Source organism: Streptomyces sp. AK02-01A (assembly GCF_033795305.1).
Lineage (GTDB): Bacteria > Actinomycetota > Actinomycetes > Streptomycetales > Streptomycetaceae > Streptomyces.
Genome location: NZ_JARBAE010000078.1, coordinates 1 through 15,207 on the forward strand (window position 1 = coordinate 1; position 15,207 = coordinate 15,207).

The following is a 15,207-nucleotide window of genomic DNA, read 5'->3' on the forward strand; positions in this document are numbered from 1 at the left end:
TACAGGACCCTCAGCAAGTCCTATCGTTGCAGCTCAGAGGCACTTTCTGCTTTCTCGACCACCTGCCGGACAGCACCCCTCACGAAAGCCCGAGGCTAGGTGGGCCGGATTCGGAAGCCATCCACGACCTACTGGCCACCGTCCGCGCGGACTTCGTCTGCCCGCCGAGCGGTCACTCGTTCTCGTGGCAGGACTGCTACGACGGGGCGTGGGTGCGCCCCCTGCCGCACAAGGCGGGCTTTCTCCTGGACGAGCGCGGCAACCCGAAGCCCGTTCCCGAGCACGTGGCGGGTGAAGCCGCCGACCGGGCCCGTGAGGCCCAGGCCATCGCGGTACGCATCCGCCGAGAGGCCCTGCACATGCCGCTCGGCAACCAGGGCTGAGCTGTCCGGCCGCACCGCCCCTACGGGGTTCGGCCGACGCTTACCCGAGACGCGGCGGGACGCGCAGCGGCACCGGTTCGTCCTGGCCCTCCCAGACGACACGAAGAACAGAGGGAATGGGCTCCGCCATGGACCCGACCATCATGAAGGGGTACACGTCCCCCGCTGCCACGGAGAGGCTGGTCGGCCATTCGTCCCGAGCGCCGGGTGCGTCGAGACAGCAAACGTTCTCTGCACGGGCCGTCCCGTAGTTGATCAGCTCCCAGACGGCCCTGCTGCGGTGCTCGATACGGAACTTCGCACGCGGCCGGCTGGCCTCTTCCTCTTGCCTGCGCCGCTCGGCCACCTCGCGCCGCTGGTCGGCAAGAGTCTCCTCGGCCGCTGCCGCCGACCTCTCCGCGGCATCGCTCGAACGACGCGTCTCGACCACCGACTGCTCAGCAGCGGTAGCCGAACCTTCGGCAGCGTCAGCCGCACGCTTGCTGTGCTTCACCGATCTCAGGCTGACGATGAAGGCCGCCAGCCCCAGACCTGCTCCCACCCACGCCGGAGCGTCTCCCATGTCCATGCCGCGAACGTACGCCCCTGGTCTGACACCGATACACCTAAGGTGCACGCGGATGCCTCTGTCAGCGGAGGAGGTCGGCGATCCGCGCGTACGGCGTCGCGGGCGGGGCGGCCGACGCCAATGAGGGTGGCGGAGCCGGGGCCGGTCCAGTCGTCGTAGCCGACGAGGTGGAGACGAGGCTCGCCGACGGCTTGGGTGCCGTGGGTGGGAACGTGCCACAACGTGCCAGTAGGGGCGGTAAAACACGGTCAACAAGGGCGAGCCAGAGGCACCCGACAGAAGGTCCTCGGCAAGCGTTGTCGCAGTTCAGGGGCTGTACGCATGCTCAAGTGCCGGGTGATTCCCAAGCTCAGAGCGCGAGTTCGATTCTCGTCACCCGCTCCAGCAGAACGCCCCAGGCCAGCGGCCCGGGGTTTCTTTGTTGTCCAGACCTCTCGGGGTGTGGGCGGGCCCTCCGCGTGCCCCATCTGGTGGTGGCGGATCCAGCCGCACTTGCGCGACCGCTCAGACGGATGCGGTTCCCGAAAAGACGAGACACGGATCCGGTGACCTGAGTCACTCCAGCCCAAGCCGTTATGAAATCGCGAATGCGAAAGAGCATGCTCTCCGCGCGATGTGCAAGGCGAAGAAGATTTGTAGCGTGTCGGCCGACGAGAGGGCACTTCTGCGTCAGACGTCGGCTTTTTCCGGTGGAGTCGGGGCTCCATGGAGCAAGTGAGGTCTTCACCAGCAGCTTCCTCGGGGGAAGCGACAGATGCCGCTACTGCCATGGCGGACTGTGGCATCCAGCGGGGACAGTCCGGATCGCCGTGGACCTCAGGAGCCCGAAAGCGTGCCTGGGGTCCCTGTGGACAGCACGACCTCCACGCCGATCGCCTGCGTCGCCGGACAAAGCCCGGCCCGGTCTGGGTGCGCGCGGCGGAACCCGCTGCCGACCTCCAACTCGGTAATCCGGGGACTGGCCGCTGCCGTGCACTTGCGAGTCAACCGGATTGGGCAGGCTCGGGACTGGCTCGGACGATGGCAGGACAAGATCCAGGAAGGCCACAGCGCCCCATTCGGGCTCTGGACGAATCCACCAGTGAGTCCCTCGCGCAGCGGGCCTTGGATAACGTGCATCACGCGCGGAGAAGCCCCCGCAGCGGGCATGGCCTGTCGAGTCGGCCTCCACCGGTGGAGGCCGGCTCGCGACGACGCAGCCTCACCGTTCGGACGGGCCAGGTGAACGCACTCCGGCACCCAGTGCACCGTATGCATCCACAGCGGCCTCAACCTGTGCGCACCGTCCAGAAACGCGTCGAGGCGGCCCTGCCCGCCCCCGCCGGCAGGCCGCCATGCTGGCCGACTTGCGGAAGCGGACGCTCAGCTCGCGTACGTAAGGATCATCGCCAGGAAGAAACGTCAGCTCGGCGCCGGAGGCGCTGCGGTGAGCCCCGAGCCCTGTCGGGCCCCTAACTCTTTCGAGTGAAAGACCTGTCCCATCCAACCATTGGGGTGATTTTCAGGGATCCTGATTAACGTGCGACGCTCTCGTGATCCATTGGATCTCCACGGCCAAGGGTGTCCTGCAAGGGTCCGAGCGGAAGCCGTGTCCACCCTGCTTCATCGAAGACGACGGCCTGATGCCCGTCCCCCTGAGGCTTGGAGCCCCGAAAGTGCACGTTGCTCTTACCGGTGCGACCGGGTTCCTCGGGTTACGTCTCGTTCGTGAGCTGTTCGGGCGGCACCACTCGTTGACCGTCCTCGCGCACGCCGGATCGGGCGACGCTTTCGAGCGCATCGCCCGGTTCCTGGAACTGACCGGCGCTCCCGCAGAGTTGATCGCGGAGCTGCCCGACCGACTCCGGGTCGTGGAGACCGATCTGGAACGGCCGCGGCTGGGTCTTCCCACCGCCGTTTTCCAGCGGCTGGCCGACGAACTGGACGTGATCTGGCACAGCGCCGCCGACATCAACCTCGACGGTGACTTGGCGCAGCTCCGCCGCGTCAACGTCGAGGGCACCCGGCAGGTGCTGGAGCTGGCTGCCGCCGGCTGCCGGAGACCGATCGTCTACCACGTCGGAACCGCCTTCGTGGGCGGAGCGCGACGCGACGGGGTGATCTACGAGGACGAACTGGATGACGCGTACGGCTTTGAGAACGGCTACGAGCAGTCCAAGTATGAGGCCGAGGTCCTTGTGCGCGCATGGTCAGTGGCGCACGGCCGTCCGGTCGTTGTGCTGCGGCCGAGTGTCCTGGTCACCGACCTGCCGGCGCACCCGGAGCTGCCGAAGCATCCGCTGCAGTTCATCGATCAGATCGCGCAGGCGTCATTGAGCAGGGTCGACCTCCCAGGGATCGGCCTCGGGGGCCCGCGTATCCCGGAAGGGAACCGGCCGGTGGTGCGCGTGCCCGGTCATCCCCTCGGGCACCTGAACCTGATGCCGGTGGAACACGCGGCCAGGGTCATGGTGCGGCTGGCGAGCGGGAAGCCCTCCGGGCAGGTCGACACGTATCACGTCGTCCACGACCACGACGTGCCGGCCACGACCATGACCGCGGCGATGGAGCAACTCGCGCCCATCAGGGTGGAGCTGGTCGAGAAGAGGCCACTTGACCCGTCCCCGCTGGAAACCGTGGCGGACCTCTATCCCGGATTCACGCCGTATCTGAGCCACCGCCGGCGTTTCGACGACACCCGGGTGCGCACTCTGCTCGGGCCGACGGTGTCCGGGATCCGAGTGGACCTGGACTACCTGCTGGCCGGCGTGCGCTCGAAGAAGCAGACGACGGCGTTCAGTTCCCGGTGGTGATGAGCGAACCCCGCTGCCCGCAACGCTATCGAGGCACATTCTGGTTCACGCAAGATACACATCCTGATGGAGTCTGCCAGTGTCCGTCTCAGCCCATCCTGGCTCGGTCGTCACATCTGCACCCGGCTTCACCTCGGAGGACATCGCGACCCGCGTTCGGCAGATTCGGGAACAACTGCACATCGTCGCCGATTCCACCGGCCGGGAGCTGGGCCTGGTGGTGGGGCAGTGGCCCACAGGCGAGGTTGTCGGTACGCTGCCGCCGCTCTATCCCGAATGGCTGGGAGAAAGATCCTTCTGCGAGGCGCACGGCGTCCGTTTCCCTTATGTGGCAGGGGAGATGGCGAACGGCATTGCGACGACGCGAATGGTCACAGCGATGGCCCGGGCCGAGATGCTCGGATTCTTCGGGGCCGGAGGTCTTGGCTTTCCCGAGGTCGAGCGCGCGGTGCGGGAGTTGGCCATCGAGCTGGCGGGCCGGTCGAACTGGGGGGTCAACCTGATCCACTCCCCGAGCGAGCCCGAACTGGAGTACCGCGTCGCCAGGCTGTTGCTGCGGCACTCCGTCCCCTGCATATCGGCGTCGGCCTTCATGGGACTGACCCCGGCCGTGGTCTTGTGCTCGGCCTCAGGGCTGAGCCAGGACACGGACGGGCAAATCGTCCGGCGTACGCGGCTGTTCGCCAAGGTGTCACAGCCCGAGGTCGCTTCGGCGTTCCTCTCGCCGGCTCCGCCGGACCTGCTGCGCCCGCTGGTGGAGCGGGGAGAGATCAGTGCCGAGCAGGCCGAACTGGCCGCACGGGTGCCGGTCGCCGAGGACATCACGGTCGAGTCCGACAGCGGTGGGCATACCGACAACCGGCCCCTCGGGTCGCTGCTGCCGAGAATCCTTCTCCTCCGTGACGAGCTGACCCGCCGCTTCGGCTACCCGCGGGCGGTCAGGGTGGGCGCTGCCGGCGGGCTCGGGACCCCGGGCGGGGTCGCCGCCGCTTTCGCGCTCGGGGCGGCCTACGTCGTGACGGGGTCGGTGAACCAGGTCGCCACGGAAGCCGGCATCTCCGAGGAGGCCAAGGCGATGCTGGCCGACGCGGACGTGGCTGATGTGATCATGGCGCCTGCCGCCGACATGTTCGAGTTGGGCGTCAAGCTCCAAGTACTGCGCCGTGGCACCATGTTCGGGCCGAGAGCAGCTCAGCTCTACGAGGCGTACCGGGGATATCCGTCACTGGAGGAGCTGCCGGTGCGGCTGCGCGCCAAGATCGAACGGGATGTACTGCGCGCCCCGATCGACGAAGTCTGGTCACTGACCCGGCAGTTCTGGCAGCGGCGCGACCCCGCGGAGATCGCCCGCGCCGAGGCCGACCCCAAGCACCGTATGGCACTGGTCTTCCGTTGGTATCTGGGGAACTCCAGCCGCTGGGCCATCACCGGGGACACGGCCAGACGCACCGACTACCAGATCTGGTGCGGTCCGGCGATGGGCGCGTTCAACCGGTGGGCCGCGGGCAGTTTCCTGGCCGAACCGGCGAACCGTTCGGTGGTGCAGATCGCGCTCAACCTGCTTGAAGGCGCCGCTGTGACCACCCGCGCCCACCAGCTTCGCACCCACGGCGTCCCCGTACCGCCCTCGGCGTTCGCCTTCACGCCGTACCGCCTTGCCTGACCGCATCGGCCGCCAAGGAAGAGAGAGCATGTCAGACACTCGCCGCCGGCAGGTTCCCATCGCCGTGATCGGTATCGGCGCACTGCTGCCCGGCTCGCCGGATGCCGGAGAATACTGGCGCACCGTGGTGGCGGGCAGGGACCTGATCACCGACGTCCCGGCCGGCCGCTGGCTGGTGGAGGACTACTACGACCCCGATCCCACCGCGCCGGACAAGACGTACGCCCGCCGGGGAGCGTTCCTGCCGGACGTCGGTTTCGATCCGTTGGCTTTCGGTACCCCGCCGAACACGTTATCGGCGACGGACACCGCGCAACTGCTCGCGCTCATGGTGGCTGAGCAGGTCTTCGCCGACACCGGCGGGCTGGCAGGGACGGACCGTGACCGGGTCGGGGTCATCCTGGGCGCGGCCGCGATGGAACTGATGGGGCACATGGGCGCGCGGATCCAGCGTCCGGTGTGGCTCAAGGCCCTGCGGGAGAACGGCATCGCGGAGGCCGAGGCGCAGGCTGTCTGCGACAGCATCACCGCGCACTACACCCCCTGGACCGAGTCGACCTTCCCCGGAATGCTCGGCAATGTCGTCGCCGGGCGGATCTCGAACAGGTTCGATCTGCACGGCACCAACCACACCACGGATGCCGCGTGCGCCAGCTCCTTCGCGGCGCTGTCCACCGCCGTCAGCGAGCTGTCGCTGGGCCGATCCGACCTGGTCATCAGCGGTGGCGTCGACACCGCGAACGACATCGGCATGTTCATGTGCTTCTCCAAGACGCCCGCGCTGTCTCCCAGCGGTGACTGCCGGCCATTCTCCGACGCGGCTGACGGCACGATGCTCGGCGAGGGCATCGCCATGTACGCGCTGAAGCGGCTCGCCGACGCGGAGAGGGACGGCGACCGGGTCTACGCGGTGATCCGGGGGATCGGCACCTCCTCGGACGGCAAGAGCACGGCGATCTACGCGCCGCTGGCCGAGGGACAAGCCAGGGCCCTGCGGCGTACCTACGAGGAAGCGGGCTACGGCCCGGGGACCGTCGAGCTGATGGAGGGGCACGGCACCGGAACCGCCGCCGGGGACGCCGCGGAGTTCGCCGCGCTGCGCCAGGTGTACGACGAGTCCGACCGTAAGGACCGGCAGTGGTGCGCGATCGGCTCGGTCAAATCGCAGATCGGTCACACCAAGTGCGCGGCGGGCGCGACGGGACTGCTCAAGGCCGTCCTTGCCCTGCACCACAAGGTGCTGCCTCCGACGATCAAGGTGGACCGTCCCAATCCCGCGCTGGCCACCGGCGACAGCCCCTTCTACGTGAACACCCGGACGCGCCCCTGGGTGCGGTCCGCCGGGCATCCGCGCCGGGCTTCGGTCTCCAGCTTCGGCTTCGGCGGCAGCAACTTCCACGTCACGCTGGAGGAGTACACGCCGTCAGGGCAGTCCGCCGGTCGTACGGCGTGGCGCACCCGTACCGCCCCCACGGAGCTGGTGCTGTTCAGTGGCCCGTCGCCCGATTCCCTGCTGGAGCAGAAGGGCGACAGCGGCCGTTCGCTGGCCGAGATCGCACGGGAGAGCCAAGCGAGGTTCCGGGCGAGCGACGCTGCGCGGCTCGCCGTCGTCGCCTCGGACACCGACGACCTGTCGGAGAAGGTCGCACAGGCCGCCGCCCTGATCCGGCGGCAGCCCGGCCGGGCATTCACCACTCCGACGGGTGTCCACTACGCCGCCGGGCCGGCCTCCGTTGGGAGAATCGCGTTCCTCTTCCCGGGCCAGGGAGCCCAGTACGTCGGGATGGGGGCCGATGTCGCCATGCTGTCGCCGGCTGCCCAGGCGATCTGGGACCGGCTGGGCAGCGTCGAGTTGGGTGACCGGCCGCTGCACCGGCTGGTCTTTCCGCCGCCGGTCTTCAGCGACGCGGAACGGGCCGCCCAAGAGGCGTTGCTGACCACCGCCGAGTACGCGCAGCCCGCGCTGGCGGTGCACAGCCTCGCGCTGCTCGATGTGGTGCGCGGCCTCGGCCTCGAAGCGGACTGCGTGGCAGGACACAGCTTCGGCGAGCTGGTGGCCCTGCATGCCGCGGGCGTACTGGACGCCGAGTCCCTGGTGCGCCTCGGGCACAGGCGTGGTGAGCTGATGCGGGAAGCGGCGACCACCCCGGGGGTGATGCTGGCCGTCACGGCAAGCCTGGCCCAGGTCGAGGCCGTCGTCACCGGCAGCGGCCCGGACGTCTGCGTGGCCAACCACAACTCTCCGAGCCAGGTGGTGGTCTCCGGTGCGACCGAAGCGGTCGAGGCCGTCGAGCGGAGACTCACCGCGGACGGCATCACCACTCGACGGCTGAACACCGCGACCGCCTTCCACTCCCCCGTCGTCGCCTCGGCGAGCGAACCGCTGTTCGCGTTCCTGTCCGAACTGGCGGTCGAGGAGCCCCGGATCGACGTGTACGGCAATGCCGACGCCTCGACCTACCCCTCGTCACCCGGGGAGATCCGGCGCAGGATCGCCGATCACCTGGCCTCGCCGGTGCTGTTCAGCGACGAGATCGAGGCGATGTATGGCGCAGGGGTGCGGACGTTCGTCGAGGTGGGCGCCGGCGCCACGCTGACGGGCCTGGTCGGGCAGACCCTCGGCGACCGCGAGCATCTGGTGGTGAACCTGGACCGTACCGGACGCAACGGAATCACCACTTTGCAGGACGCCCTCGGCCGCCTTGCCGTGCGTGGTACCGAGCTGGACTACGAGGACCTGTGGGCGCCCTACGCGCCGCCCGAGCCGGCAGCGAAGGAGAGCAAGCCGAAGATGACTGTCCAGCTCAACGGAGCCAACTACGGTCAGCCTTACCCGCCCGTGGGCGGGGCCCCCGCGCTGCCCCCACCGAATCCGCCCCGGCAGCAGCCGGTGTCCATACCCGTGGCGGATACGTCGATACCAATGACCACCGCCGCGCCTGCGGCTGTTACGTCCGTATCGCCCGTGGTTCCAGGGCCGGTGAACGCTGTGTCTGTCCCGTCAGCGGTGCCGGCTCCCATGGCCGCTGTGTCCGTACCGTCCACTGCGGATGCCGGCTGGTTCTCCATGATCGAGAGTGCGCAGCGGCACACGGCAGAAGCCCACGCCGCCGTCCATCGCATGCTGATCGACAGTCATATGGCGTTTCTGAGCATGACGGAGACGACCTTCGCCGCGATGCTGGGGGCGCAGAGCGACGGTGGCGCGCCTGCTCCTACGGGTCTGATGCCGCCCGCGCCGGCGGTACTGCCCACACTGCCCGAGGTGGCATTGCCTCATGAGGTTCCGCCGCCTGCCGCGGCACCCGAGGTGTTTCCGTCGCCCGCGCCTTCCGTATCCCCCACTCCCTCATCCACCCCCGTAACTCCATCGCCACCGGTCGCCGCGCCCCCGGAGAGCGTCCCGGTGGGGTTCGAGGAGTTGTTGTTGTCGGTGGTGGCGGAGAGGACGGGTTATCCGGTCGAGATGCTGAACGTAGATATGGAGTTGGAGTCGGATCTGGGGGTGGATTCGATCAAGCGGGTGGAGATTCTGTCCGCCATGCGTGAGCGGGTGAGTGATCTGCCGGAGGGTGACGTCGCCGAGTTGGGGAAGCTCCGCTCGCTGCGAGAGATCGTCGACGCGTTCACCACCGGCACGAGCACCAGCCCCAGGCCTGTCCAGAACACCGTCGCGGCTCCGGACACCAACACCGTCGCCGTCCCGGAGACTCCCGTCGCACGCCAGGATCCCGCCGAACAGGTCGTGCTGAGCAGGCTCATCGTTCGCGCGCTGAACGCTCCCGCGCCAGGCCTCGCGATGGCCGGTCTCGGTGAGGGACCCCTCGCGGTGATTGACGGCGGTTCAGGAACCGCCGAACTGGTGGCCGCCAAACTGACCGGCCACGGTATCCGCGCGACCGTCGTGACCAGCCCCGCCCCTGACACGCGCGGGGTCGTACACCTCGGCGGCCTCGCGGAGATCGACTCGCCGGACGAGGCGCTGGAACTCCAGCGGGGCGCCTTCCGGTTGGCGCGTGCGGTCGCCACGCGGTTCGCCGCTGACGGTGGGGTGTTTGTCACGGTGCAGGACACCGGTGGTGACTTCGGTCTCGACGGTCGCCAGGCCGACCGTTCATGGCTCGGCGGTATCGCCGCGCTGGCCAGGACCGCGGCCAAGGAGTGGCCCGCCGCCTCGGTCAAGGCGATCGACTGCGAGCGCGGAGGACGCGACGCCGGCGCCGTCGCCGAAGCGATAGTCGGCGAGTTGCTCAATGGGGGCCCCGCGACGGAGGTCGGACTCCGTGCCGACGGCACCCGCACCACACTCAGCGCGGTGCCCGCGCCGTCGGGGCCCGGCTCGACCGCGAATATCGGCTCGGACTCGGTGATCGTGGCTACGGGTGGCGCGCGCGGGGTGACGGCCGCCGCACTGCTGGATCTCGCCAGGACTCACCGGCCGAGGATCGTGCTGCTCGGCCGCACCGATCCGGCCGCAGAACCCGAGGGACTGGCGACGGCCACCGACGAGGTGGCGCTCACCCGTACGCTCGCGCAGCGCCCCGGGGACACCTCTCCCGCCGCGGTCGCCGCGGAGGCCCGCGGGATCCTGGCGGCGCGTGAGGTACGAGCGACGCTGGCGGCGCTGGAGGGCGCGGGGTCCCAGGTCCGGTACGTGCGGGTGGACGTCCGGGACAGCGTGGCGCTGACGTCCGTACTGGATGAAGTACGCCGGGAGTGGGGGCCGGTCACCGGGATCGTGCACGGTGCGGGAGTGCTGGCCGACAAGCTGATCGCCGACAAGACCGACGAGCAGTTCGACCAGGTCCTGGCCACCAAGGCCGGCGGCTTGCGCGCGCTGCTCAAGGCGACCGCGGCCGACCCCCTCGACACGATCGTCCTGTTCTCCTCGGTGGCCTCGGTCTTCGGCAACGTCGGACAGAGTGACTACGCCATGGCCAACGAGGTGCTCAACCAGGTGGCCTCAGTCGAACGTGTCCGGCGGCCCGGCTGCCTGGTGCGTTCCATCGCGTGGGGTCCGTGGCGCGGAGGAATGGTCACCCCGGCGCTGGCCGAGCACTTCGGCCGGGCCGGTGTCGCTCTGATCCCCACCTGGCAAGGTGCCGCCGCCTTCACCGCGGAGCTGGGTGATCCGGCCGCCGACACCAGGGTGGTCGTCGCGGCCGGTGACGGCCTCGGTTCGACGGCCGGTGTCACCGAGCCGGGAAAGGCGGAGGTGCGGATCCACTCACGCACCCACCCCTACCTCGCGGAACACGCCATCGACGGAGTGCCGGTGCTGCCGGTGGCGATGGTTCTCGACTGGTTCACCGGCGCCGCCAAGGCGTGGCGGCCGGACGCCGACGGCGTAGTGCTGCGCGACCTCCGAGTGTTCAGCAAGGTCGCCCTGGGACAACTGGACTCCCAGGGGCACCGGCTCCCCCTCCAGGGGCGTCCCGCGATGGCCGGAGCGCCGTCGGACCTGGAGGCCGAACTGCTCGGTGAGGACGGCAGGCCGCACTTCCGGGCAGTCCTGGGGTTTGAGGCGAGCGCCCCGAGCGGGGAGAGCTGGGACACCCCGGAGGGGCTGGTCCCCTTGGCGCGCGACGAGATCTACGACGGCCGGGTGCTCTTCCACGGACCGGGGTTCCAGGCCCTCCGTTCGGTTCACGGAATCTGCGCCGAGGGAGCGGAGGCCACCCTGACCGGTCTGCGTCAGCTCGGCTGGAGCGGTGACAACTGGCACCTGGATTCGGCTGTTGTCGACGGTGGTCTGCAACTCGCGCTGCTGTGGGCCGAAGACGTCCTCGGTGACGCCTCACTGCCGATGGCGGTCGCGGAGTGCCGGGTACACCGGGGCGGCCCGGTCACGGACACCGTGCGGTGCGTGGTGCGGGCCCGGAAGGTGCACGAGACGGGGGCGCGGTGTGATCTGGCGCTCATCGACCACGACGGGACTCCCAGGGTGGAGCTGATCGGCGTGGAACTGGTGCGACGCCCCTCCTGAGCCCCCCTCTGCCGCTGGTATCCATCCGTGTTCGTGAAGTGGGACTGGTATGGGATTCGAACCGATCGCCGTCGTCGGCCGGGGGTGTGTGTTCCCCGACGCACTCGACCCGGATACGTTCTGGGACAACATCGTCGCGGGCCGGTGCAGCCTCACGCCGGTTCCGGACGGCCGGTGGCGGTTGCCTCACCGGTGGGCCATGGGAACCGTCGACGATCACCTCGACCGTTCCTGGACCGACGTCGGCGGTTACGTACGGGGCTTTGACACCGCGTTCGACCCGAACGGGTTTCTCGTGGATCCCGAACAGATCCTGGGTCTGGATCCGCTGTTCCACTGGGTGCTGCACGGCACCCGGCAGGCATTGCGGGAGGCCGGACACGACGGGCCGCTGCCGCGCGCCGGACTGGTGCTCGGAAACCTGTCCTACCCGACAAGCGCGGGCTCAGCCTTCGCCGAGCACGTGTGGCTGTCCGATGGGGCGCCGTCCCTGCTGACCGGGGGACGGCGGGTCAGGCCCGACGCGCGCAACCGGTTCTCCTCGGGGTTTCCCGCGCACTTCGCGGCCAAGGCACTGGGGCTCGGGGCGGGGGCGTTCGCGCTCGACGCCGCTTGTGCCTCGTCGTTGTACGCGATCAAGCTGGCCTGCGACCGCCTGCACGACGGCACGGCGGACGTGATGGTGGCCGGAGCGGTCAACCGGGTCGACAACCTGTTTCTGCACGTGGGGTTCTGCGGACTGTCCGCGGTGAGCCGGAGCAGCCGCAGCCGTCCCTTCCACCGCGACGCCGACGGGTTGCTGCACGGCGAGGGCGCCGGATTCGTCGCCCTGATGCGGCTGGGTGACGCGCTCGCCGCCCGGGTGCCCGTTCTCGGGGTGATCCGGGGCATCGGGCTGTCCAACGACGGGCGCGGCCGTGGGCTGCTCAGTCCGGCGGAGGAAGGCCAGGAGAGGGCGATGCGCCTGGCCTTCGCCATGGCGGGGATCGCACCGGAAACCGTCTCGCTCGTCGAGTGCCACGCGACGGGTACACCGGTCGGGGACGCGGTGGAAGCACGCAGCATGTCCCGCGTCTTCGCGGACAGCACCGACGTTCCCATCGGTTCTGTGAAATCCAATGTCGGCCACCTGCTGGCGCCGGCCGGCGCCAGTGGGCTGCTCAAGGTGCTCGGCGCGATGCGGGCGGGCATCCGCCCGGCGACGCTCGGCGCCGAGGAACCGCTCGCCGAACTGAGCGGCACTCCCCTGCGGATACTGGACGCGTCCGAGCAGTGGCAGGGGCTTCGCCGCGCCGCCGTCAGCGCCTTCGGCTTCGGCGGCGCCAACGCTCATCTGATCATCGACGCATGGGACGGTGTCGCCGGCACCCGGGCAACGGCGTTGCCGACCCCGCGGGTTTCCCCTGAGCCGGTGGCGATCGTGTCCATCGGAGCCCGCGTCGGCGACGGGCCCGACGCCGAGGACTTCCGCCGCGCGGTGCTCGACGGCGAGCGGCGCGGACCGGCGACGGAACTCGACGTGGCCCTGCCGGGCCTGTGCTTCCCTCCACTGGCTGTGAAAGACGCCAGTCCCCAACAACTCCTGGTGCTGGAGGCCGCACGGGAAGCCGTACGGGACATCGCCCTGTCACGTGAGAGAACCATGGTGCTCGTCGGAACGGGCGTGGACGTGCAGATCGCCGGTGCGGCCGCGCGCTGGCGGGTTCCGTCGTGGCTCGAAGAGACCGGGCACCGCACCGATCCCGAACTGATCGCCCGGTTGCGGGACGCGTTTTCCTCGCCAATGGTCTCGGAGCGAGTGGTCGGAAGCCTGCCCAACCTCGCGGCCAACCGCGTCAACACCCAGTTGGACCTCGGCGGCCCCGGATTCACGGTGTCGGCCGAGGAGGCATCCGGCCTGGTCGCGCTGGACATCGCGGCACGCGCCATCAGAACCGGCGAGGCCGACGCCGCGCTCGTCGGTGCGGTGGACCTGTCCTGTGAACCGGTCCACCAGACGGCACTGCGTGAGCTGGGACGTGAGACCGCTCCAGGCGACGCCGCCGTAGTGGTGGTCCTGAAGCGCCTCAAGGACGCCCGCCGGGACGGGGATACCGTGCTCGCCCTGCTGGACGACGAACCCACCGCGCGGCCGGATCTGGTCGTCGGTGACGGCGCGGAGGCCGGGTTCGATCCGGCCGGACTCTTCGGGCGGGCTCATGCCGCTCAGGGACTGCTGGGGGTCGCGGTCGCGGCGACTGCCCTTCGGCATCGCGCGATGCCCAGGGTGGGGGGCCGCGCTGAACCCGATCCGGATCTGCGTACCGCGGCGGTCGTGGTGTCGCCGCTGGGAGCACCCCCGGTGAGTGTCCGGCTGCGGGCCGGTGACGCCGGGCCCTGGATGACCGGACCGGCGCCACGACTGCACGTCTTCTCCGGCCGTGACCGGCAGGAGGTCCAGGCCGCGCTGGACGCCGGAGCCGAGTCCTCGGACGGTCCCGCACGGCTGGCTTTCGTGGCCGAGGAGGCTCTCTCCTCGCAGCGGGACGCCGCCAGGCGCTGGCTCGCCGATGGCGGCGTCAAGCCACCCGGCGTGCTCTACCGGGACCTGCCGGTACCGGGACAGATCGCATTCGTGTTCACCAACGGATCGGCCGCCTACCCAGGCATGGGCCGCGAAGTGACGCTGGCCCTGCCCTCGGTGAGCGAGGCCGCCACGGGCGCCTTCGGGTCAGCCGCCGTACGGCCGCCGAAGCCCGGATCGGAGCCGCTGGTGTTCGACCAGATCTGGGAAGCCGCCCAACTGGCCACCGTACACACCGAAGTCACCCGAGGGCTGCTCGGGCTGAGACCGGACGCCGCCATCGGCTACTCCTCCGGTGAGTCGGCCGCCCTCGTGGCTCTGGGGGCCTGGCGGGACGTCGCGGACCTCCGGCGGGAAGCTTGGGAGAGCGGCATCTTCACCAGAGACCTCACCGGTGAACTCCGGGCGGTACGCCGTGCGTGGGAACGCCTTGGCGTACGGGGTGATCGCTGGTCGAGCTACCTGGTCACCGCCCCTGTCGACCGGATCCGCGCCGAACTCGCGGGCGAACGCGCGGTCCACCTGATGGCGATCAACGCCCCAGGCGTGTGCGTGGTCGGCGGCGAGTCGCGGGCCTGTGGCCTCGTCATGGCGCGGCTCGGCGCCGCCCACGTCATCCCGATCGAATACGACCTGGCCGCGCACGCCCCCGAACTGGCCGAGGTCCGCGACCGGTGGTGGAACCTCCACCACCGTCCCACCACCGACGTGCCAGGGGTGCGGTTCTACAGCGGGGCCACCACTGACTCGTACTCCCCAACGGCCGAGCGGGCGGCTGACGCGGTCACCGCGCAGGGCGTCGGCACGATCGACTTCGCGGGCACGATCGAGCGGGCATGGGACGACGGAGTCCGGGTTTTCGTGGAGCACGGGCCCCGTGGCCTGTGCACCGGATGGATCAAGCGCATCCTGGGCGACCGCGACCATGTGGCCGTCGCGCTCGACGCCCCGCAGGGCAGGGGACTGCGGCAGCTGTGCCTCGCCGTGGCCGAACTCGTCGTCGCCGGGGTGCCCGTCCGCGCGGACGCTCTCTTCGAACAACTCCGGGCGGCGGCACCCGTACAAGCAAAGGGCGAACCCACCATGAAGGTGCCCGCACACCGGGAGATCAGCTTGCCCTCCGTCGGACAACCGGTGGTAATCATGCCGCGAGCCCCTCAACTGGCCCCGGCCCTGGCTCTGGCGTACGAGACCGGTCCGCCCGTCATCGCCGACGCGGAACACGCCCCCACCGTCCCCGACGTCCCAGCCC

Annotated in this window: 6 protein-coding genes and 1 pseudogene; 5 read left to right on the forward strand and 2 right to left on the reverse strand. The window is 69.7% G+C overall.

The window, feature by feature from the left end; translation table 11 throughout:
- Nucleotides 1-383: hypothetical protein (locus PV679_RS34855; protein ID WP_319685216.1), on the forward strand; the 383-nt coding region annotated here is incomplete at its 5' end.
- A gap of 40 nt (nt 384-423) precedes the next feature.
- Here the strand turns inward: PV679_RS34855 and PV679_RS34860 are convergent.
- Nucleotides 424-951, reverse strand: a complete 528-nt coding sequence (locus PV679_RS34860; RefSeq protein ID WP_319685218.1) for a hypothetical protein — start codon at nt 949-951, stop codon at nt 424-426.
- 86 nt (nt 952-1,037) lie between these two features.
- Nucleotides 1,038-1,166 (reverse strand): annotated as a pseudogene (locus PV679_RS34865) (pyridine nucleotide-disulfide oxidoreductase); the annotation flags it as partial.
- 1,440 nt (nt 1,167-2,606) lie between these two features.
- Here PV679_RS34865 and PV679_RS34870 point away from each other — a divergent pair.
- From PV679_RS34870 to PV679_RS34885, 4 genes are all read left to right on the forward strand, one after another.
- Nucleotides 2,607-3,743, forward strand: a complete 1,137-nt coding sequence (locus PV679_RS34870; protein WP_319685220.1) for an SDR family oxidoreductase — start codon at nt 2,607-2,609, stop codon at nt 3,741-3,743.
- A 79-nt stretch (nt 3,744-3,822) separates the two neighbouring features.
- Complete coding sequence (locus tag PV679_RS34875; RefSeq protein WP_319685222.1) at nt 3,823-5,406, forward strand: PfaD family polyunsaturated fatty acid/polyketide biosynthesis protein; 1,584 nt, start codon at nt 3,823-3,825, stop codon at nt 5,404-5,406.
- A 28-nt stretch (nt 5,407-5,434) separates the two neighbouring features.
- Nucleotides 5,435-11,392, forward strand: coding sequence for an SDR family oxidoreductase (locus PV679_RS34880; protein ID WP_319685224.1), 5,958 nt, complete (start codon nt 5,435-5,437; stop codon nt 11,390-11,392).
- 49 nt (nt 11,393-11,441) lie between these two features.
- The coding region (locus PV679_RS34885; protein WP_319685226.1) for a beta-ketoacyl synthase N-terminal-like domain-containing protein at nt 11,442-15,207 on the forward strand (3,766 nt) is incomplete at its 3' end.